We start from the raw sequence: 22,576 nt of genomic DNA on the forward strand, positions 1-22,576 counted from the left end.
GCGGTGAGGCCGTTGGAGGCGCCGTCCTGGTTGATCGCCGTGCCCCGGATGACGGCCAGCACCTGGTGGCCGCCGCGGCGGGCCTCCGACAGCCGCTCGACCAGCAGCACGCCCACGCCCTCCGCCCACGCGGTGCCGTCCGCGGCCGCCGCGAAGGGCTTGCAGCGGCCGTCGGGGGCGAGCCCGCGCTGGTGGCTGAACTCGGTGAACACACCCGGTGTGGAGATCACCGAGACGCCACCCACGAGCGCCATCCCGCAGTCGCCGTTGCGCAGCGCCTGTACGGCCAGATGCAGGGCCACCAACGAGGACGAACACGCCGTGTCCACCGTGACGGCCGGGCCGGTCAGGCCGAGGCTGTAGGCGATCCGGCCGGATGCCACGCTTCCCGCCGCTCCGGTGAAGAGGTAGCCCTCGGAGCCCTCGGTGTCGGCGCCCTCACCGCCGTAGCCGTGCGGTACGAGGCCGATGAACACCCCGGTGCGGCTGCCGCGCAGCGACAGCGGGTCGATGCCCGCGTGTTCCAGCGCCTCCCAGGAGGTCTCCAGCAGCAGCCGCTGCTGGGGGTCCATCGCCATCGCCTCGCGTGGCGAGATGCCGAAGAAGTCGGCATCGAAGTCGGCGGCGTCCGGGAGGAATCCGCCCTGGTGGACATAGCTGCTGCCGGGGCGTTCGGGGTCGGGGTGGTGGAGCGCGTCGAGATCCCAGCCGCGGTCGGCGGGGAACGCGGAGAGCGTGTCCTGGTCGGACAGCAGCAGCCGCCACAGGTCCTCGGGCGACCGTACGCCCGCGGGGAACCGGCAGCTCGTGGCCACGATCGCGATCGGCTCGTCCAGGGCGGCCGCCCCCGGCACACCCGGCGCACCCGGCACCCCCGGCGCAACGGCGCCCGGCGTGTACGGGCCCGCTCCGGCGGTGTCCCCGCCCGCTCCGGCGGTGTCCCCGCCCGTGATCCGGTCCAGCAGATGCCGGGCCAGTGTCAGGGGCGTCGGATAGTCGAAGACGACGGACGGCGCGAGCGCCACACCCGTCGCCCCGGCCAGCCGGTTCCGCAGCTCCACGGCGGTCAGCGAGTCGAAGCCGAGGTCCCGGAAGACCTTCCGCGTCTCCACCTCGTCCACCGAGGACATCCCCAGCACGGCGGCCGCGTGGCGGCACACCTCGTCCAGCACCACCCGCAGCCGGGGCGCGCCCTCGGCCGCGTCGGCCACCCGGCGTGCGAAGCCCTCAAGCGCCTCAGGCGCCTCGGGCCCTTCGGCCGCCACGGTGGCGGACGGCAGCTCGACCCGCACGGCGGAGCCGGGACCGACGGGCGCGAGCCAGTAGCGCTCGCGCTGGAAGGCGTAGGTGGGCAGATCGACGGCTGTGGCGGCGCCACCGGGCGCGAACACCGCCGTCCAGTCGGGGGTCACACCGTGGGCCCACAGGGTGGCGAGGGCGGTGAGGAGCCGCCGGGTGCCGCCGTGGTCACGGCGCAGGGTGCCGGTGGCGAGCACGGGCTGGTCGGCGGCGTGGCCGGTTTCCTCGACGGCGGTGGTGAGGACGGGGTGGGGGCTGGACTCCAGGAAGAGGGTGTGGCCGTCGGCCAGCAGCGTCCGCAGCGTGTCGTGGAAGCGGACCTGTTCGCGGAGGTTGCGGTACCAGTACTCGGCGTCGAGGGTCCCGCCGTCGATGAGGGCGGCGGTGACGGTGGAGTACAGGGGGATGTCGCCGGTGCGGGGGGTGATGGGTGCGGCGAGTTGGAGGAGCTGTTCCCGGATGCGTTCGACGTGCGGGGTGTGGGACGCGTAGTCGACGGCGATCGCACGGGTCCGGACCCCGATGGCCTCGGCCTTCGCCGTGGCCTCGGCGAGCCCGGTGGGACTCCCGGCGATGACCGTGGAGGTGGGCCCGTTGACGGCCGCGACCCAGACGTCCTCGCGGCCGGTCAGCAGGTCGTGTGCCCGGTCGGCGGAGGTGGCGAGGGAGACCATGCCGCCGAGTCCGGCGAGTTCCCGCGCGATGAGGCGGCTGCGCAGCGCCACGAGCCGTGCGCCGTCCTCCAACGAGAGCACACCGGCCACACACGCGGCCGCGATCTCGCCCTGGGAGTGGCCGATGACGGCGGCGGGCTCGACGCCGAGCGAACGCCACACCTGGGCCAAGGACACCATGACGGCCCAGAGGGCGGGCTGGACCACATCCACCCGCTCCAGCGCCGCCTCATCCCCGGTCGCCCGCAGCACATCGAGCAGATCCCAGTCGATGTGGGGCGCCAGCGCTTGCGCGCACCGGTCGATGGATTCGGTGAATGCGGTTGAGGCGTCGAGCAGTTCGGCGGCCATGCCCACCCACTGCGACCCCTGCCCCGGAAAGACGAACACCGGACCGGCGGCCGACCCGGCGGACACCCCACTGACCACATGAGCGGAGGGCTCCCCGGCGGCGATCGCCTCGAGCCCGGCCAGGACGTCGTCCCGGTCCCCGGCCACCACCACCGCACGGTGTTCCATGGCGGCCCGCCGCGTCGCCAGCGCCCACGCGATGTCCGACGGCGTGGCGTCGGAGGTGGCGGCGAACGCGCCCAGCCGGGCCGCCTGCGCCCGCAGCGCGGCGGGCGTCCGGCCCGACACCACCCACGGCAGCACACCCTCCGTCCCGACGAGTCGATGGGCGGGATCAGCGACGGGGGTGGGGACGGAGGCGGGGACGGGGGCCGATGGGGCCTCCTCCAGGACCACATGGGCGTTGGTCCCGCTGATGCCGAACGACGAGACTCCGGCCCGCCGCGCCCGTCCGGCCTCCGGCCACGGGCGCTCCGCCGTCACCAGCTCCACACCACCGGAGGCCCAGTCCACGTGCGGCGTCGGCTCGTCCACATGCAGCGTGGCGGGGACGACACCGTGGCGCATCGCCATGATCGCCTTGATGACGCCCGCGACTCCGGCCGCCGCCTGGGTGTGGCCGATGTTGGACTTCACCGAGCCCAGCAGCGCGGGCCGGTCGGCGGGCCGGTTCCGGCCGTACGTGGCGAGCAGCGCCTGTGCCTCGATCGGATCGCCGAGCGCCGTACCCGTGCCGTGTGCCTCGATCACATCCACATCGGACGGCGACAGGCCCGCGTCCGCCAGCGCCTGCCGGACCACCTGCTCCTGGGAGAGGCCGTTGGGCGCGGTGAGGCCGTTCGAGGCGCCGTCCTGGTTGACCGCCGTGCCACGGATCACGCCGAGCACGCGATGGCCGTTGCGGCGGGCGTCGGACAGCCGCTCCATCAGCAGAAGCCCCACGCCCTCCGCCATTCCGGTGCCATCGGCCCCGGCCGCGAATGCCTTGCACCGGCCGTCGCGGGCCAGCCCGCCCTGACGGCTGAACTCGGTGAAGATTCCCGGGGTGTTGAGGACGGTCACCCCACCGGCCAGGGCCAGCGAGGACTCTCCGCGCCGCAGCGACTGCACCGCCAGATGCAGGGCCACCAGCGATGACGAGCAGGCCGTGTCCAGGGTGATGGCGGGGCCGGTGAGCCCGAGCAGATAGGCGATACGGCCGGAGGCCACACTGGCGGTCTTGCCGGTGAGGAGATAGCCGTCCACCGCCTCCGGCGCCTCGTGCAGCCGTGGCCCGTACTCCTGGTCCATGGTGCCGACGAACACACCGGTACGGGTGGCGCGCAGCGCGTCGGGCGCGATGCCCGCCCGTTCCAGCAACTCCCAGGAGGTCTCCAGCAGCAGCCGCTGCTGGGGGTCCATCGCCAGGGCCTCGCGCGGGGAGATGCCGAAGAAGCGGGCGTCGAAGTCCGTGGCCCCGTCGACGAATCCACCGCTCCGGGCGAAGCTGCTGCCGGCGCCCTCGGTGCCGTGCAGCCGTTCCAGATCCCACCCCCGGTCGTCCGGGAACGGTGAGATGGCGTCCCGTCCGTCCGCAACCAGCCGCCACAGGTCCTCCGGGGAGCGCACGCCACCGGGGAGGCGGCAGCTCATCGCGATGATGGCGATCGGCTCGTCGGTGGCGGTGGCGGTGGCGGTGGCGGTGGCGGCCTCCGCGGTGGGCGCGGAGGACGGACCGGCGGTGGTGGCGGTGAGGTGTTCCGCCAGCTTGGCCGGGGTCGGGTGGCTGAAGAGCGCGGCGGGGGAGAGGCGGGTGCCCAGCGTGGCGTTGATGCGGTTGCACAGATCGCTGAGCGAGATCGAGTCGAAGCCGAGGTCCTTGAAGGTCCGTCCGGTGTCGAGCTCGGCCACCGTCGTATGTCCGAGGACGGCGGCGGCCTGGGCCCGCACCTGATGAGCCACATCAAGGCCCGCGGCCCCCGGAACACCCACAGCGCCCGCGGCCCCCGGAACACCCGCACCCCCCGCAACGTCCTCAGCCCCTGGAGCGCCCGTAACCCTCGCAGCGCCCACAGCCCCCGGCGCGGCGTCCGTGGCCGCCGGAGACGCCACGGCGTCCACGGCGTCCACGGCGTCGAACCAGTGGCGCCGCCGGTGGAAGGCGCGGCCGGGTAGTTCGGTCCGGCGGGCGCCGGTCCCGGCGAACACCCGCGCCCAGTCCGGGGCGGCTCCCCGCACCCACAGTTCGGCCAGCGAGAGCAGCAGCCGCCGCGTGCCGCCCTCGCCCCGGCGCAGGGTCCCGACGGCGAGACCACCCGTGTCCTGGACGGCGGTGGTGAGCACCGGGTGCGAACTGCTCTCCAGGAAGAGGGAGTTGCCATCCGCGATCAGGTTCTGGACGGTGTCGTGGAAGCGGACCTGTTCGCGGAGGTTGCGGTACCAGTACTCGGCGTCCAGCGCCTCGCCCGCGATGGGGGCGGTGGTGACCGTCGAGTACATCGGCACGTCCCCGGCACGCGGCGCGACCGGCGCCGCGAGCCGCAGGAACTCCTCGCGGATCGCCTCGACATGCGGGGTGTGCGAGGCGTACGCCGTGGCCACCCCGCGGTGGCGCAGCCCGGCGGCCTCCGCCCTGGCCGTGACCTCGGCCAGCCCCTCCAGACTGCCCCCGACCACCGTCGCGCCGGGTCCGTTGACCGCGGCGATCCATACGTCGTCGCGGCCCGCGAGCAGTTCGGCCGCCCGCTCCTCCGACGCGCCGATGGACGCGAGACCGCCCCGGCCGATCAGTGCCCCGGCGATCCGGCTGCGTACGGCGATCAACCGGGCACCGTCCTCCAGCGACAGCGCTCCGGCCACGCACGCGGCCGCGATCTCGCCCTGTGAGTGGCCCACGACGGCCGACGGGACGACGCCCAGCGAACGCCACACCCGCGTCAGCGAGACCATCACGGCCCAGAGCACGGGCTGTAGCACCTCCACGCGCTCCAGCGCGGCGCCGTCCTCGGCCTCCCGCAGGACGTCGAGGAGGTCCCAGCCGGTGTGCGGGGCCAGGGCCCGGGCGCAGCGGTCGATGGATGCGGCGAACACGGGTGAGGCGTCGAGCAGTTCGGCGGCCATGCCCACCCACTGCGAGCCCTGCCCCGGGAAGACGAACACCGGACCCGTGTCCGCCTCGCCGGCCACCCCATGGATCACATGGGCGGACGGCTCACCGGAGGCCAGCGCGTCCAGCCCGGCCAGGAACCCGTCGCGGTCCCCGGCCACCACCACGGCACGGTGCTCCAGGGCCGTCCGGTGCTCGGCGAGCGACCATCCGATGTCGGCGGGGGAGGCGTCGCCGTCCGCCGCACCGTCCCCCGCGAACGACCTCAACCGGGTGGCCTGTGCCCGCAGTCCGATCGCCGTGCGCCCTGAGATCACCCACGGCAGTACGTCACCACCCCACGCGCCCGCAGCGCCTTCGGCCGCACTCGTGGCGAGGGGGAGTGGGACCGCCGGGGCCTGCTCCACGACGACATGGGCGTTGGTCCCGCCGACGCCGAAGGACGACACGCCGGCGATCAGCGGTGCGTCCGGGCGCGGCCACGCCGACAGCTCGGTCTGCACCCGCAGATTCCACTCCTCCAGCGGAATCGCGAGGTTGGGGGAGCGGAAGTTGAGGCTGGGCGGGAGGTGCGCCGCCTTCAGGGAGAGCAGGACCTTGATCAGGCCGGTGATCCCCGCGGCCCCTTCCAGATGACCCACGTTCGTCTTGGCGGACCCCACCAGCAGCGGGCGGTCCTTCGTCCGCGCCGCGCCGATCGCCTCGGCCAGCGCCGCCGCCTCGACGGGGTCGCCGACGGGCGTGCCGGTGCCGTGCAGTTCGACGTACTGGACCTCGTCGGGGGCGACCCCGGCCGCGGCGTACGCCCGGCGCAACACCTCCGCCTGGGCGGTCCGGCTGGGCGTGGTGAGACTGTCCCCGCCGCCGTCGTTGTTGACCGCGCCGCCGCGCAGCACCCCATGGATGCGGTCGCCGTCGGCGAGCGCGCGGGCGAGGGGTTTGAGCAGCACCAGACCGCCGCCCTCGCCGCGCACGAAGCCGTTGGCCCGGGCGTCGAAGGTGAAGCACCTGCCGTCGGGGGAGAGCCCGCCGAAGCGTGCGGCGCTCAGCGCGCCGTCGTACGCCAGATTGAGGTGGACACCGCCCGCGAGCGCGGTGTCGCATTCGCCGTTGCGCAGGCTCTGGCACGCCGTGTGCACCGCGACCAGCGAGGACGACTGGCCCGAGTCCACCACCATGCTGGGGCCGCGGGTGCCCAGCAGATAGGAGAGCCGGTTGGCGATCATGCCGCGCTGGAGGCCGGTCAGGGTGTGATGGGTGACCGCGGAGTCGCCGCCGTGGCGCCGCAGCAGCGTGGCGTAGTCGTCGTTGATGGCGCCGACGAACACCCCGGTCCGCCCTCGGGCGAGCCGGGCCGGTGTGAGGCCCGCGTCCTCCAGGGCTTCCCAGCCCAGTTCGAGCATCAGCCGCTGCTGGGGGTCCATGGCGGCGGCCTCGCGCGGCGATATGCCGAAGAAGTCGGCGTCGAAGTGATCCACCTCGTCGAGGAAGGCGCCGAATTCCGTCCCCGCTTCGGCTCCGGCCGTCCTCACTTCGACTCCGGCTTCGGTTCCGGCACCGGACCCGCCGTCGGATTGACGCCGAGTCCACCGCTCTTCCGGTACGGAAGTGACCGCGTCCGCGCCCTCGCTGAGCAGCCGCCAGAATTCCCCGGGTGTCCCGGCCCCCGGTAAACGACAAGAGAAACCGATGACCGCTACCGAATCATGGACAGCGTGCTGCCATGGCGAATCGGCGACTGTGGACAACTAGGTACACTCCCCCGTGACCTGGTGACCTGACCCATTTATCGCGCGTGAAAAACAAAGATCAACTGCCGCGAAGGTACCTCAGCGTCCGACGGGTGCGCAAGCATGTTCGGGGGTCGCCGTCCGAAGGCACGTTCCCCTGGTCACACGGTGGTTGAAGGCGGCCCTTCGTTTTCGGCCGAAAGAAAAACGGATGGCGCCCCGCGTGGGGATGGGCTACGGTTTCCCCGTTCCGTGCGGGCCGTGTTGGCCCGCGTTGCCGCGCGTTGAGGAAAGCAGGAGGTGAGGACATTGATGACGGTCTCGGTGGCGAGCGCCGCTCGCGTTCAGGAGTTCCTCATTTCCACCCCTGCGGTCTCCGGCTGACACCTCTTCGGAGGCCGCCCTTCGAAGGGTTTCCTCCGTGTTCCACACTTCCTCCGACTCCGCGTCTCCGTACTCCCTCGCCGTCTATGGCTGGGACGACGGCTGGGCGGAGGCGTTCACCCCGTACGCCGAACGGGGCCTGGTGCCCGGCCGGGTGATCCGGGTGGACCGTGGCCAGTGCGATCTGGTCACCCCGAGCGGCCCGGCGCGCGCCGACACCGAGCTGGTGACGCCGCGCGATCCGATGCGGATCGTGTGCACCGGCGACTGGGTCGCCGTGGACGCCGAGGGCGATCCGGCCTACGTCCGTACGCTGCTGCCGCGCCGTACCGCCCTCGTACGGTCCACCTCCTCCAAGCGCTCGGACGGCCAGGTGCTGGCGGCCAACGCCGACCACGCCGTCATCGCCGTGTCCCTCGCCGCCGAGCTCGACCTGGGCCGGGTGGAGCGGTTCACCGCGCTGGCCTGGGAGAGCGGCGCCCAGCCGCTGCTCGTCCTCACCAAGGCCGATCTGGTGCCCGACCCGGACACCCTCGCCCATCTGGTGTCCGACACCGAGACGGCGGCGCCCGGCGTGCGGGTGCTGCCCGTCAGCTCCGCGACGGGGGAGGGGCTGGAGGAACTGGGCGCCCTGCTCGCCTCCGGCACCTCGGTACTGCTCGGCCAGTCCGGCGCGGGCAAGTCCACGCTGGCGAACGCGCTGGTGGGCGAGGCCGTCCAGGACGTACGGGCGATCCGCGACAGCGACGGCAAGGGGCGGCACACCACGACCACCCGCGATCTGCTGCCCCTGCCCTCGGGCGGGGTGCTGATCGACACCCCCGGGCTGCGCGGGGTGGGGCTGTGGGACGCCGGGGGCGGTGTCGCACAGGCGTTCGCCGAGATCGAGGCGCTCGCCGAGGGGTGCCGCTTCCCCGACTGCGCCCACCGGGCCGAGCCCGGGTGCGCGGTGCTCGCCGCGATCGACGACGGCTCACTGCCCGAGCGGCGGCTGGAGAGCTACCGCAAGCTGCTCCGCGAGAACGAGCGGCTCGCGGCCCGTACGGACGCACGGCTGCGTGCCGAGCTGCGGCGGGACTGGAAGCAGCGGCAGGCGCTCGGCCGCCACATGGGGGAGCGCAAGCGGGGGCCGATGCGCGGGCGGTAGCGGTAACGGTACGCGCGTCCCGGGGCTCGGGTCGTGGGCCGCCGTCCCTGGGCTTCGGGTCGTGGGGTGGCCGTCCCTGGGCTCCGGGTCGTGGGATGCACGCGTCCCTGGGCTTCGGGCCGTGGGGCCGCCCTCCCCGGGCTCCGGGGGGTGGGATGCGCGCGTCCCGGGGCGGGGTTTCGTTAGTCGGGGCGGGCCGGTGGGTGGGTTGTGCCCACCCCGGCTCGTCGGCGCGGGTCGGCCATCAGCCCACGCGCGGCCGCGCCCCGTCCGCAGGGGACGCGGGACGGGGCCAGGACCTCCCGCGTGTCGAGAGCGCGCGGCCGAAACGCCGATTGGGGTGGCCGTGCGCGGTAACTCGACGCCACGATGACCCTGCGAGGCCCCCGGAAGGCCCTGCGACCGTGATACGAGCGAGAGAGCGGGTTGCGATGAATCAGGCCACGGACGAGTACGACGTCATCGTGCTGGGCGCGGGCCCGGTCGGTGAGAATCTGGCCGACCGGACCCGCGCCGCCGGGCTCTCCACGGTGATCGTGGAGCGGGAGCTGGTCGGTGGTGAGTGTTCGTACTGGGCCTGCGTCCCCAGTAAGTCGCTGTTGCGCCCGGTGCTCGCGCGGGCCGAGGCACGCCAGGTGCCGGGGGTGCGGGAGGCGGTCGGGGGGTCGCTGGCGGCGGCCGACGTCTTCGCCCACCGCGACAAGCAGGTCGGCAACTGGAAGGACGACGGTGCGCTCACCTGGCTGGAGTCGGCCGGGATCGACCTGGTGCGCGGCCACGGGCGGCTGGTCGGGCCGCGGCGGGTCGCGGTGACGCCGCAGGACGGATCCGGTGGCGAGGAGCGGACCCTCACCGCGCGCCACGCCGTGGCCCTCTGCACCGGCACCGGGGCCGCGCTGCCCGACATGCCCGGGATCGCCGAGGCTCGGCCCTGGACCAGCCGGGAGGCCACCAGCGCCGGCACGGTGCCGGGCCGGCTGATCATCGTGGGCGGCGGTGTCGTGGCCGCCGAGATGGCCACGGCCTGGTGCGGCCTCGGCTCGCGCGTCACCGTGCTGGTGCGCGGCTCCGGGCTGCTGGCCCGGATCGAGCCGTTCGCGGGCGAGCTGGTCGCCGAGACGCTGCGGGAGGCCGGGGCCGAGATCCGCACCGGTACGTCGGTGAAGGGGCTCGCCCGGCCGGGCGGGGCGGAGGGACCGGTCACGGTGACCCTGGAGAGCGGGGAACAGCTCGAGGCGGACGAGGTGCTCTTCGCCACCGGGCGCGCCCCGCACACCGCGGATCTGGGCCTGGAGACGGTGGGGCTCGAACCGGGCGGCTGGCTGACGGTCGACGAGACCTGCCGCGTGAAGGACGTCCCCGACGGCTGGCTGTACGCGGCGGGCGACATCAACCACCGCGCGCTCCTCACCCACCAGGGCAAGTACCAGGCGCGCATCGCGGGCGCGGCGATCGGGGCCCGCGCGCGGGGCGTCGAGCGGCTGGACACGGGCCGCTGGGGCGAGTACGCGACGACCGCGGACGAGGCGGCCGTACCCCAGGTCGTCTTCACCGACCCGGAGGTCGCCGCGGTCGGGCTCACCGCGGAGCAGGCCGAGTCCGAGGGCCGCAACATCCGCGTCGTCGACTACGACATGGGCCAGGTCGAGGGCGCGGTGCTCTTCGCCGACGGCTACCGCGGCCGCGCCCGCATGGTCGTCGACCTGGACCGGGGCCACCTGATCGGCGTCACCTTCGTGGGTCCCGGGGTCAGCGAACTGCTCCACTCGGCGACGGTCGCGGTAGCGGGCGAGGTCCCCATCGACCGCCTCTGGCACGCGGTGCCGTCATTCCCCACGATCAGCGAGATCTGGCTCCGGCTGCTGGAGGCGTACCGGGGGTGAGGCCGGGCTGCGGGTGCTCGGGCCAGGGCCGCCCGGCCGCTTCGGCCCCGGCCTACCGATGAACGGCCCCAGCGTTCTGGCCCCGACCTCCTGGCCCCGGCCTCCCGGTCCTGGCCCCCCGGTCCTGGCCTCCCGGCCCGGCCTCCTCTGGTCTCGGTCTCCTGGTCTCGGTCTCCCGGTCCTGGTCTCCTGGTGCCGGTCTCCTGGTCGCGGTCTCCCCTCCCCGCCCCTTCCCGCGGCGTCGATATGCGGTTCCGCCGCGTGGCAGGGGCCCCGCCCCTGGAACCCGGGGTCTGGGGCGGAGCACCAGTTTCGGGAAGGGGCGGGGAGGGGAGTAGCCCGCCTCGGGCCGGTCATCGCGTGGTGTTCCCGTGGAGCCTCCCTGTGGACAATGTGGGGATGAGCCAGCAGGGCGACCGACGCCGTCACGAGGACGACTGGTGGGGCGAGTTGTACGACCCGCGTCGTGCCGACGCGGGGCCCGCCGCGGCCTCCGACTCCGTGGACGAGCGGTTCGATTCGGCCTCCCGCACGCTCGCCGGCGATAAGGACGCCAGTAACCAGAGACCGGCCGCGGGCGCCCCCTGGGGCCCGCGGACGGGGGAGCCGGGCGGTGCCGCCCCGGGCCCCGCCGCCGACGCCGGAGGTGGCCCGCAGGGGTGGCGATCTCCCGCCGAGGAGGAGCCCGGTGCCACACTGCCCACCCAGGACCGCGCGGGGCCCGACGCCGCATCGCCCTCGCGGGGCAGCTGCGCGGGGTCCGGTGCGGCCCCGCCCTCCGAGGGCCGCGGGGGTTCCGGTGCCGGGCCGGGACGCGCGCCGGGACCCATGAGGCCGGGAAGTTCGCCCGGACCCACGGGCCTGGCGGGCGCACCTGGGTCCGCAAGCCCGGCGGGCGCGCCCGGACCCACGGGCCCGGCGGGCGCGCCCGGACCCACGGGCCCGGCGGGCGCGCCCGGGCCCACCAGATGGGAGAGCTCACCCGGACCCGCGAGCCGGTCGGGTGCGCCCGGATCCATGAGTCCGGCGGGCGCGCCCGGGCCCACCAGCCGGGGGAGCTCACCCGGATCCGTGGGCCGGTCGGGCGCGTCCGAGCCCACAAACCCGGCGGGCGCCCCCGGGCCCACGAGCCCGGGAAGCGGGCCCGGGCGCACCGGCCCCGCGGGTGCGCCCGGGGGCGGTCGCTCGGGCGGCCCACCCAGGCGCGGCGGGGTGCCGAGGCCGCCCGTGCCGTCCTCGGGACCGCGTGGGGCCGGGGTGCCGCCTCCGCCGGAGGGGGCGTTGCGGGCGGATCCGTCGCGGCCCTGGCGGGCCGCGACGGCCTCGTACGTCGGGGACGAGCCGCCCACGTACGAGACCGAGCCGACCACGCTTCCCGTCACCGATCCGGAGGATCTCCGGGACGTGGTCCCCGACACCGTGCTCGAGGGCGCCCGGTACGGCACGCTGACGCTGCGGGCCGCCTCCCTGCGCGGGGACGCGGCCCGCTACCGGGGCGAGCCGCGGCGCGATGCGCTGCTCGCGGTGCGGTTCGGGACCGGGGACAGCGCCCTCATCCTGGTGGCCGTGGCGAGCGGGCAGCGCGCGGCGCCGGGGGCGCATCGGGTGGCGCGCGAGCTGTGCGAGTGGATCGCCGGGGCGGTCGGCGGCAACCAGGCCCGGCTGACGGAGGACATCCACACCGCCAACCGCGGCGCCCTCAGCTCCGGGCTGCACCGGCTCACCGACCGCGCCTACGGGCGGCTGCGCGCCGGCGCGACCGTACGCGGCCTCGCCCCCGCCGACCACACCGCCTCGGTGCGCTGCCTCCTGCTCCCGGCGCATCCGGCCTGCCGTACCCGGGTGTTCTTCGGCGTCGGCGACGGCGGGCTCTTCCGGCTGCGGGACGGCGTGTGGCAGGACCTGGAGCCCGACGGGGGCGAGCGGGACACCGTCGGCGGACCCGTCATCGGCTATGGGAGCGGTCGCCCACCCGTTCAGCGAGCGGCCCACGAGCCCCAGCATCCTCAGCAGGCCCCCGACCTCGACGCCGACCCCGACCCCACGCCGCCACCCGAGTCCGAGCCCGTCCACGGGCCCTTCCGGTTCCGCGCCTCCGTCGCCCGGCCGGGCGACACCCTGCTGCTGTGCAGCGCGGGCCTCGCCGAGCCCCTGCGCGGCGAGGCCGCCCTCGCCGATCGCCTGGCCGAACGCTGGGACACCGCGGAGGCACCGGGTCTCGCCGCGTTCCTCGCCGACGTCCAGACCGGGGTGAAGGGCTACGCCGACGACCGTACGGCGGCCGCCGTCTGGGAGGCGTAAGCGCGCCGTCCATGGGTTGATGGACAAGAGGTACAAGGTGGCGGACACGCGTCACCGATCCCATCGACCCTGGACGACGAGAGGGATGAGGGCGCGCGATGGCCAAGCAGACCGTGGCGGAGCAATACGTGGACATCCTGGTGCGCGCCGGTGTGCGGCGGCTGTACGGCGTCGTCGGCGACAGCCTCAACCCCGTGGTGGACGCGGTCCGCCGCAACGCCGCGATCGACTGGATCCAGGTGCGGCACGAGGAGACCGCCGCCTTCGCCGCCGGTGCCGAGGCGCAGCTCACCGGCTCCCTCGCCGCCTGCGCGGGCTCCTGCGGCCCCGGGCACGTCCATCTGATCAACGGGCTCTACGACGCCCACCGCTCCATGGCCCCGGTCATCGCGCTCGCCTCGCACATCCCCAGCAGCGAAATCGGCACCAGCTACTTCCAGGAGACCCACCCCGAGCGGCTGTTCCAGGAGTGCAGCCACTACTGCGAGCTGATCTCCCACCCCCAGCAGATGCCGCGCGTCCTGCAGACCGCCGTCCAGCACGCGATCGGCCGCAGCGGGGTGAGTGTGGTGGCACTCCCCGGCGACATCGCCGCCCGCCCGGCGCCCGAGCGTGCCGAGGAGCACGCCCTGGTGACGTCCCGGCCCACCGTGCGCCCGGGGGACGAGGAGATCGACCGGTTCGCCCGCATGGTCAACGAGGCGGGGCGGGTGACGCTCTTCTGCGGCCGGGGCTGCGCCGGGGCGCACGAGGAGGTGATGGCCTTCGCCGAGCTGCTGAAGGCGCCGGTGGGGCACGCCCTGCGTGGCAAGGAGTGGATCCAGTACGACAACCCCTACGACGTCGGCATGAGCGGTCTGCTCGGCTACGGCGCGGCGTACGAGGCCACCCACGAATGCGATCTGCTGATCCTGCTGGGCACCGACTTCCCGTACGGCGCCTTCCTGCCCGCCGATGTGCGGACCGTACAGGTGGACGTCCGCGCCGAACACCTCGGCCGCCGCTCCAAGCTGGACCTCGCCGTCTGGGGCGACGTCCGGGAGACGCTGAGCTGTCTGACGCCGAAGGTGCACCCCAAGACCGACCGCCGCTTCCTCGACCGCATGCTGAAGAAGCACGCCGACGCGCTGGAGGGCGTGGTCAAGGCGTACACCCGCCGGGTCGACAAGCACATCCCGATCCACCCGGAGTTCGTGGCGTCGGTGCTGGACGAGGAGGCCGCCGACGACGCGATCTTCACCGTGGACACCGGGATGTGCAATGTGTGGGCCGCCCGCTATCTGTCCCCCAACGGCCGCCGCCGGATGATCGGCTCCTTCACCCACGGCTCGATGGCCAACGCACTGCCGCAGGCGATCGGCGCCCAGTTCATGGACCGCCGCCGCCAGGTGATCTCAATGTCCGGCGACGGCGGATTCACCATGCTGATGGGCGACTTCCTCACCCTCGTCCAGTACGACCTGCCGGTGAAGGTGATCCTCTTCAACAACTCCGCGCTGAGCATGGTCGAGCTGGAGATGCTGGTCTCGGGCCTGCCCGCGCACGGCACGGGCTACCGCAACCCCGACTTCGCCCAGATCGCCCGCGCCGCCGGGGTGTACGGCGAGCGGGTGGAGAAGCCCAAGCGCCTGCGGTCCGCGCTGCGCGCCGCACTGCACCACAAGGGGCCCGCGCTCCTGGACATCGTCACGGACCCCAACGCGCTGTCCATCCCACCCAAGATCAAGGCCGAGATGGTGACCGGCTTCGCGCTCTCGGCCAGCAAGATGGTGCTGGAAGGCGGCGTCGGCCGAATGCTCCAAATGGCCCGCTCCAACCTCCGCAACGTACCGCGCCCCTGACCGGCCTCCCGCCAGACGAAATGACCAGTAACGCAGCAGCCCCGTCGGGATCATCCGGCGGGGGCTGTTTGCGTTCCGGGTGGCTACTCCCAGACGGGCCGTCCGTTCTCCCAGAGTGCGGACACGTGGCCGGCGAATCGGTCGTACAGCCCATCGTCGCCCATCCGATGCAGGTGGAACATCGGTGACTCATGGCCGAGCAGACTCGACAGGTGCGGAGTCACCAGCATTTCGGAGTCGAAGCTGAACACCGACAAGGCAATGTGATCATCACTGAACCGAGCGTCGACGCCGTCAATATGCTTCAGCTTCGACAGCGCATCAAGGGTGATCTGGATGCGTGTGCTGACGGTGAGTGGGACGCCCTCGATCTCCTCTCGACGCCGAGTCACCTCTGATTCCGGGTCGCCGATGAGGAAGTGCACAGCACAACCAGCCGCCGCTTTGGCTGCCAACCGGTCGACGAGACGTGATTGCTCCTGCCAGACGAAGTAGTTGGTGTATCCGGCAAAGGTGATGCAGTGTGTCGCGGCGTCGATCAACTGCCCCCACACGGTCGTGGGGCAGGCATTGCGGTATGGATAGGCTTGGATGATTTCGCGGCTTGCCCCCGTCTTGACAACCGATCTGGCTGCCCTTGGCCACAGCATGCCCTCATCTGCTCCTAACGCCTTAGCGACGGCGATCCTCGTGTCGGGATGTGGAGCCCGACCGGGATCCTTCAACCAGCGCTCCGCTGTCTTGGTGGACACTCCCACCATACGAGCGAGGCGGCTAGTACTTACCTCCGCTTGCGCCATAGCATTTCGAAGGGCTTCGTTCAAGATTCCTCCCCCGGATGTTTGGGACACTTGGGACCATAGCGTGAAGCTGTCCTGGCTGTCCCGTCCCGAGAGGTTCAAACGTCCTGTCAAGGCGGCGACAGTATGTACATGGACAGCGACGCAACGAAGCCGATCCTCGCATTCATCTACGACCGTGAGGTCACAGCAGAGGATTCAGCGGATGATCGGATCCTCACCTGTCGTCAGTTCGCCCGCGAACTGGGGTGGACAGTCGCGGGGCAGTGGGTGGACCGCGGGGCCAACGCTGTAGCCCTGCGACGGACGTTCTGGACGGGCATGGTCGCCGCGATGGAGCACGAGGGCCGGGAGCGGCGAATCATCTGTCTCGTCGCCGACTGGCATCGGATCGCGTTCGACGAGGCAGCGCGTAACACACTGCGGCAGACGGTCAGCGACGTCGGAGGTGTGTGCGTAGCCCTCAGTGACGAGCAAGCCCCTGGCAACTCGCGAGACGTGGTTGTGCGTCGGCTTCGCGCTAGCGGGAAGCAGATCGGCCCGGGTGCGACGCTGGTCCGGCATGACGGGGCGACGGCATGAGCTGGTTCCCTGGCCGGGGCGTCGACTACCTGTCCCGACGAGAAGCGGTCAAGCGCGTCGCGACCTTGGCACCCCGTGAGGCTGCGGTGTCGTTCGAGGACCGGGGACGCGCGGCCATCAGGGCGTCGTCGTGGTATCTGGCGGACTCGTCGAGGAGCCTCGAAGACGCGCATGCCGTGATCATCTCGGAGGCTCCCGCGTAAACCCCTACCTGTTGGGTGCTGGAACGCCTGGCAGGCAGGAAGCGGTCCGGAAGTACCTTGGTCGGCTCCTTTCGGACCGTGGTCCCTGCTCCGAGTCTCGGTGACGTGCGACGGGATGAGGGGCGGGGGTCGCACACAACCTCGTCCCGGTCGGATGGTTGGTGGCCAGTGACCGGGACGAGGGCAGCGCACCACTCACAGAGAAGAGGCACGCGTATGAGCAACGTTACTGCGTTACTGGAACGACCCAAGCGGGCCGGAGTGATCCGGACTGTCTTGGACAACAACCCCGGCATGGAGCCGGGTATGGCCGAGCGGATCGTCGACGAGGCCGTCAAGTTCACCGCGACCTGCGCCGCCTTCCCGGACGCCCGGCTTCGCCCGTCCCGGGTGGTCGACGAGGGCTGGCACGCCCTCATCCTTCACACCCGCGTCTACAGCGAGCTGTGCGAGGGGTTGGGCCATTTCGTGCATCACATGCCGGAGCCGCCGAACCCGTCCCGCCACGACGCGGGCGAGCTGACGCGCACCCAGGAGATGATCGCCCAGGCGGGGTTCACCGTGGATGACGCGCTGTGGCTGGCGCCGACCGACCAGAGCATCCTGGTCGCGGCCGGATGTGAGCACAGTGAGCCCGGAGGCGAGGGCACATGCACCGGCGACTGTAGCAACACGGGCCCGAACTGAGTTGACGCGCTGACAGCCCGACGCGCGGCACGTACTCTCGGCTACAGGAGGTGGCGGCCGCTATGTCGCAATGGGTGAACCCTCGTGCGGTCGACGTAGTCCGGTTCGCGAGTCGGTTCCAGGCGCCGTCAGCACTCCCGGACGATGCCTGTGGCTGCTGGGCCGGACGCAGACGCCGGTGGGGACCGCCTCATCGAGCTCGGCGCCGATTCTCGGCGACTGTGCTTGTCGGTGAGGACGGCGCGATGTATGCCGTCCCGTGTAGCAGGTGCAGTGGAACGGGCGTCGTCTCGTAGGTCAGCCAGCACCCGTCAACGGCCCCGTCCGTGCGCTTCCCTGTGGCGCCGGGCGGGGCTTCCTCATGGCGTCGAGATACGCACCTTCGTCCAGTACGACAACCCGCTCCAAGCTGGACCTCGCCGTCTGGGGCGATCCCGATCCACCCCGGAGTTCGTGGCGTCGGTGCTGGACGAGGAGGCCGCCGATGACGCGATCTTCACCGTGGACACCGGGATGTGCAATGTGTGGGCCGCGCGCTATCTGTCCCCCAACGGCCGCCGCCGGATGATCGGCTCCTTCACCCACGGCTCGATGGCCAACGCGCCGCCGCAGGCGATCGGCGCCCAGTAGGCTGCCTGAGCTGACAGTGACGCTCTGGTGACTGTCACGCGAACACGAGGTGACCCGTACGTAGTGAGGACCCTTCCGTGACCGCTGGCGCCCCGCGTCCCAAGGTCGGCGCGGTGGTGCTGACCATGAACGACCGGCCCGAGGAGTTCCCTCGGGCCATGGCCTCCCTGCTGGCTCAGCAGGGCGTCGATCTCGACGTGGTGGTCGTCGGCAACGGCTGCCGCCCTGCCCAGGTCCCCGCGGGGGTGCGCACCATCGAACTGCCGGAGAACGTCGGAATCCCCGAGGGCCGCAACGTCGGCGCCGCCGCTGTCACCGACGACCGCGACTACCTGTTCTTCTTCGACAACGACGCCGTCCTCCCAGCCACCGACGCCCTGGCCCGGCTCGCCACCGAACTCGACTGCGACGCCCGGCTCGCTTATGTACAGCCCCGCATCATCGACCCCAACAGCGGCGTCACCCAGCGCCGCTGGGTGCCCCGGCTGAAGGCCTCCGACCCCGCTCGGCCCGGCACCGTGACCGTCATGGCCGAAGGCGTCGTTCTGATCCGCCGCTCCGCCTTCCAGGCCGTCGGGGGATGGCCGGGCCACTTCTTCCTCTTCCACGAGGGCATCGACCTGGCCTGGCGACTGTGGGACCGAGGCTACACCGGCCGGTACCTGCCCGCCGTCACCGTCCACCACCCGGCGACCAACCCGGCCCGCCACGTCACCTTCTACCGGCTCAACGCCCGCAACCGTGTCTGGCTCGCCCGTCGCAACCTGCCCCGGGTTCTCATCCCCTTCAACCTCCCCACCTGGCTGGCCCTGACCCTGTGGCGGTTCCGCGACCGCGCGGCCCTCCGCGCTTCTCTGAGCGGGCTACGCGAAGGGCTGCGCGGGGGGCACGGCACCCGGGCGCCGATGAGTTGGCGGACGGTCGTCCAGCTGACTCGCTGCGGACGACCGCCCGTCGTATAGCCGTCAGACCGTATGCGCCGGTCAGCCGCCCACCGGCCGCAGCCGCAGCGTCAGGATCTGGTGCGGGCGCAGTGCCAGGGTCAGCCCGCCCGGGCCCGTGGCCGCCTCGTGGAGCGGGCGCTCCAGCAGGTCAGTCACCTCCGCCCCGAGCACCGGGAAGCCGGTGACCAGCGTGCCCGCCGCGCGGCCGCCCTGGGACTCGTACAGCCGCACCACCACATCGCCGCTGCGGTCCTCGGCGAGCTTGACCGACTCGATCGTGATCGCGGGGTTGTCCACGGACACCAGCGGCGCCCGTTCGGCCGGTCCGGCGGGGAGGGCGCGCAGCGGCAGGTTGAGGGCGAGCCCTTCCGCGACCGCCTCGGCGACGCCCGCGCCCGGCAGCAGGGCGTAGCGGAAGCGGTGGACGCCCAGGTCGGTCTCCGGGTCGGGGCTGTGCGGGGCGCGCAGCAGGGTGAGCCGCACGGTGGTGCCCAGCACCTCGCCCTCGCCGGTGCCCTCGCCCGCGCCCCCGTCCGTGCCCGCGCCACCGTCGTGCGCCGTACGGGTCACATCGTGGCCGTACGTGGAGTCGTTGAGCAGCGCCGCCCCGTACCCGGGCTCGGCGACCCGCAGCCAGCGGTGGGCGCAGATCTCGAACCGGGCCGCGTCCCAGCTGGTGTTGGTGTGGGTGGCGCGGTCCACATGGCCGAACTGGATCTCCGCGGTGGACACCTTGGCGTGGATGTCCAGCGGGAACGCCGCCTTGAGGACCTTCTCCGACTCCTGCCAGTCCACCTCCGTGGCGATGTCGAGGCGACGGTTGCCCGCGGCCAGCGTCAGCTCCTGGGTGATGCGGGAGGCGCCGAAGGACCGTATGACCCGGACCGTGGCGCGCAGCGGACCGGACTCGATCAGCTCGACGGACTCGGCGTCGGTCAGGTCGGTGTGGCTGCGGCGGTAGTGCCGGTCGATGTCCCAGGCGTCCCAGTGGTTGGGGTGGTCGGGGTGGAGCTGGAGGAGGTTGCCGCGGGCGCCGGGGGCCAGCACCTCACGGCTCGCGTCCAGGTCCAGCACCGAGGTGAGCAGCCCCTCGGCGTCGATGGTCACCCGCAGCCGGTCGTTGTCCAGGACGATGGACTGGCCGTCGCTCAGGGCGGTCACCGGCGGCGCCCCATGGGGTGCGCCGCCGGCGGCCGCGGGTGTCTGCGGGGCGGTCCCCAGGGGTGCCGCGCCCAGCCCGGCGACCCGCACCGCGACCGCCGTACGGCCCTCGCCCAGCGGCTGGACCGGGGCCCCGGACGGCAGGGCGGCGGTCGTCCGCGCGTCCAGGACGGCGATCTCCTCGCGCTCGTACGGCGAGGCGTTGAGCACGGCGGGCCCGCCGCCGCCCAGCGCGGCCACCGCCCCCGCGATGATCTCCTCCAGCTCGGCGAACACCATCTCGTAGGTGTCCCGCGCCTCGCGGTGCACCCAGGCGATGGACGAGCCGGGCAGGATGTCGTGGAACTGGTGCAGCAGCACCGTCTTCCAGATCCGGTCCAGCTCGTCGTACGGATAGGCGTAGCCGGGCGTGTGCAGCGCGGCGGCCGTGGCCCACAGCTCGGCCTCGCGCAGCAGATGCTCGCCGCGCCGGTTGCCCTGCTTGGTCTTGGCCTGGGTGGTGTACGTGGCCCGGTGCAGCTCCAGATACAGCTCGCCCGACCACACCGGCGCCTTGGCCCCGTACTCCCGCTCGGCCTCGGTGAAGAACACCGAAGGTGGCTGGATCTCGACGGTCGGCGAGCCCTCGAGGGAGGCGAGCCGCCGCGCCTTCTCCAGCATCTCGCGGGTGGGGCCGCCACCGCCGTCGCCGTAGCCGAAGGGCACCAGCGAGCGCGTGGCCAGCCCCTTGTCGGCGAAGTTCTTCTCGGCGTGGGCGAGTTCGGAGGCGCTGAACTGGGCGTTGTAGGTGTCCACCGGCGGGAAGTGGGTGAAGACCCGGGTGCCGTCGATGCCCTCCCACCAGAAGGTGTGGTGCGGCATCTTGTTGGACTGGTTCCACGACAGCTTCTGGGTGAGGAACCACTTCACCCCCGCCAACTTGGCGAGCTGCGGGAAGGCGGCCGTGTAGCCGAAGGAGTCCGGCAGCCAGATCTCCTCGGTGTCCACCCCCAGCTCCTCCAGGAAGAACCGCTTGCCGTGCACGATCTGCCGGGCCAGCGCCTCACCGCCGGGCATGTTGGCGTCCGACTCGACCCACATCGAGCCCACCGGCGCCCAGTTGCCGTCCGCCACCGCCTTCTTGATCCGCTCCCAGATGTGCGGCTGGTGCTCCTTGACCCAGGCGTACTGCTGCGCCTGCGAGCAGGCGAAGACCAGCTCCGGGTACTCGCCCGCGAGCGCGGTGACGTTGGCGAAGGTGCGGGACGCCTTGCGCACCGTCTCGCGCAGCGGCCACAGCCACGCCGAGTCGATGTGGGCGTGCCCGGCCGCCGAGACCCGGTGCGCGCTGGAGTGCGCGGGACGGCCGAGCGCGTCGGTCAGCTCGGCGCGGGCGGCGGCCGCGGTGCCGGGGACGTCGTGCAGGTCGAGCGCGTCCAGCGCGTTCTCCAGGGCGCGCAGGATCTCATGGCGGCGCGGCCGGTCCTCCGGCAGCTCGTGCATCAGCTCCGATAGCACCTCGATGTCCAGGACCAGATGCCAGACGGTCTCGTCGAGGACGGCCAGCTCGGCCGAAGCGAAACGGTACAGCGGCTCGTCCCCGGCGGTCAGTACGTCGCCGAGCCGGGTCGGAATGAAGCCGTCGCGCAGCACGGACGGGTTGGCGGCGGCCTCCAGCAGCAGCCGTACGGGCTCGCCACCGGCCGCGGGGGCGGCTACGGGGATGTGGCGGTTGCGCGGATGGATGCCCTTGATCGGCACTCCCTCCGCGTCGTACACCAGCCCCTCGGCCTGGAACCCCGGGGCGTCGTCGGTGAAGCCCGGGTCGATGACGGCCTCCACCCGCCGCCCCGCCCAGCCCTCGGGCACCGCGCCCTCCAGCCGGAACCACCAGGTGGACCACGGACTGCCCCAGTCCGTGCCGGTGGTGAACGGCTCGTAGGTGCCCGCCAGCGCCTCCGCGACCGGCACCGGCTCACCGGGGGTGCGCCACGCGGAGAGGGTGAGCGGCACCCGGGCCGTGTACTGGGCGGGCCTGATGAACTGGCGCAGCGCGCGGTCCAGGCGCCCCTCCACCAGTGGTCGGTCGTCGTGCATCACGGCTCCTCGGTTCGAGCTCGGGGGATCACTCAGCGGATCACTCAGGGGATCATTCCCAACAGTTCCCTCGGTGTGTGGGGGGCCACACGCGGGCATGCATTTCCGTGAGCGTGTTCGACGACATTCGACGCTGGCCGCCGCGATGGCGGCGGCCGGGGCGGGGGAGGATGAAGCGTCAGCCTGTACGGCCGAGCCGGGGGTATGGACACGGTCGGCCGGATGCGAGGCCGAAGGCCGCGGAGGCCGTTCCGGAGGGTGTTCCGGTGGAGCGTGGCCCGGTTCTGACCCAGCGATTGGCGCACGACGATCTCGCGGCGGTGGCGCGGGTCCGCGCGGAGCTGCGCGAGATGCTGCGGCACTGGGGAGAACCCGGCCGGGCCGATCTCGCCGAGCTGCTCACCAGCGAGCTGGTGACCAACGCGCTGGTGCACACCGGCCGCGGTGCGCAGGTCACGGCCTCGCTGGGGGACGGGCCGGGCGCGCGCGTCACCGGGCGATTACGGGTGGAGGTGCGGGACTTCGTGTCCCGGCACCCGACGCTGCGCGACCGGCCCGCCGAGGACAGCACATCCGGGCGGGGACTGCTGCTGGTGCATACGCTCGCGGACGCCTGGGGCGTGCGGGCGCACGGGGTGGGCAAGGTCCTGTGGTTCGAACTCGAAGCCGAGGGCGTTCCGTAGCCGCTGCTCCGTGGACGCGTGGCACGTGTGGCAAGCGTGGCACGTGTGGCGCGGAGGTGTGACGCGTCGGTGCCCGACGTGTGGCGTGTGCTGACGCCTGACGCGTCGGCGCGTT

General features: G+C 72.7%; 11 protein-coding genes and 1 pseudogene. 9 read left to right on the plus strand and 3 right to left on the minus strand.

Features of this window, described 5'->3' with window-relative positions:
* On the minus strand, window positions 1-7,157 hold a 7,157-nt coding region (locus tag IEJ02_RS31620; RefSeq protein ID WP_191067957.1), incomplete at its 3' end, for a type I polyketide synthase.
* Window positions 7,158-7,560: 403 nt separating this feature from the next.
* Between IEJ02_RS31620 and rsgA the strand changes: the two genes are divergently transcribed.
* The 4 genes from rsgA (at window position 7,561) to IEJ02_RS31640 (ending at window position 14,695) form a co-directional block, all read left to right on the plus strand.
* Window positions 7,561-8,670 (plus strand): ribosome small subunit-dependent GTPase A, encoded by a 1,110-nt coding sequence (gene rsgA, locus IEJ02_RS31625; protein ID WP_191067958.1) that lies wholly within the window; start codon window positions 7,561-7,563, stop codon window positions 8,668-8,670.
* A 431-nt stretch (window positions 8,671-9,101) separates the two neighbouring features.
* Window positions 9,102-10,553 (plus strand): dihydrolipoyl dehydrogenase family protein, encoded by a 1,452-nt coding sequence (locus tag IEJ02_RS31630; protein ID WP_191067959.1) that lies wholly within the window; start codon window positions 9,102-9,104, stop codon window positions 10,551-10,553.
* A gap of 1,257 nt (window positions 10,554-11,810) precedes the next feature.
* On the plus strand, window positions 11,811-12,854 hold the full coding sequence (locus IEJ02_RS50520; RefSeq protein WP_317985975.1) for a protein phosphatase 2C domain-containing protein: 1,044 nt from the start codon (window positions 11,811-11,813) through the stop codon (window positions 12,852-12,854).
* A 98-nt stretch (window positions 12,855-12,952) separates the two neighbouring features.
* On the plus strand, window positions 12,953-14,695 hold the full coding sequence (locus tag IEJ02_RS31640) for a pyruvate dehydrogenase (RefSeq protein WP_191067961.1): 1,743 nt from the start codon (window positions 12,953-12,955) through the stop codon (window positions 14,693-14,695).
* Window positions 14,696-14,778: 83 nt separating this feature from the next.
* On the opposite strand, the gene IEJ02_RS31645 is transcribed toward IEJ02_RS31640, so the two are convergent.
* Window positions 14,779-15,456 carry a hypothetical protein gene (locus IEJ02_RS31645; RefSeq protein ID WP_223864816.1) on the minus strand — a complete coding sequence of 226 codons (678 nt, stop codon included), beginning with the start codon at window positions 15,454-15,456 and terminating at the stop codon, window positions 14,779-14,781.
* Window positions 15,457-15,627: 171 nt separating this feature from the next.
* Here IEJ02_RS31645 and IEJ02_RS31650 point away from each other — a divergent pair, with 171 nt between their 5' ends.
* The 4 genes and pseudogenes from IEJ02_RS31650 (at window position 15,628) to IEJ02_RS31665 (ending at window position 18,559) form a co-directional block, all read left to right on the plus strand.
* Complete coding sequence (locus IEJ02_RS31650) at window positions 15,628-16,077, plus strand: hypothetical protein (protein WP_191067962.1); 450 nt, start codon at window positions 15,628-15,630, stop codon at window positions 16,075-16,077.
* A gap of 419 nt (window positions 16,078-16,496) precedes the next feature.
* Entirely contained in the window at window positions 16,497-16,967 is a 471-nt protein-coding gene (locus tag IEJ02_RS31655) for a glycine-rich domain-containing protein (RefSeq protein WP_191067963.1), read from the plus strand.
* Between the two features lie 444 nt (window positions 16,968-17,411).
* A pseudogene (locus IEJ02_RS31660) lies at window positions 17,412-17,594 on the plus strand (thiamine pyrophosphate-dependent enzyme); the annotation flags it as partial.
* 80 nt (window positions 17,595-17,674) lie between these two features.
* The gene (locus IEJ02_RS31665) at window positions 17,675-18,559 is read left to right on the plus strand and encodes a glycosyltransferase family 2 protein (protein WP_191067964.1); all 885 of its coding nucleotides are present in this window, start codon (window positions 17,675-17,677) and stop codon (window positions 18,557-18,559) included.
* Between the two features lie 21 nt (window positions 18,560-18,580).
* Here the strand turns inward: IEJ02_RS31665 and IEJ02_RS31670 are convergent, their stop codons facing one another.
* Window positions 18,581-21,778 (minus strand): alpha-mannosidase, encoded by a 3,198-nt coding sequence (locus IEJ02_RS31670; protein ID WP_191067965.1) that lies wholly within the window; start codon window positions 21,776-21,778, stop codon window positions 18,581-18,583.
* A 266-nt stretch (window positions 21,779-22,044) separates the two neighbouring features.
* Here IEJ02_RS31670 and IEJ02_RS31675 point away from each other — a divergent pair, with 266 nt between their 5' ends.
* A complete protein-coding gene (locus IEJ02_RS31675) occupies window positions 22,045-22,461 on the plus strand; it encodes an ATP-binding protein (protein ID WP_137979975.1) in 417 nt (138 codons plus the stop codon).
* The last annotated feature ends 115 nt before the right edge of the window (window positions 22,462-22,576 follow it).

The sequence above is a fragment of the Streptomyces sp. 5-10 genome (genome assembly GCF_014712245.1).
GTDB classification, from domain to species: domain Bacteria; phylum Actinomycetota; class Actinomycetes; order Streptomycetales; family Streptomycetaceae; genus Streptomyces; species Streptomyces violaceusniger.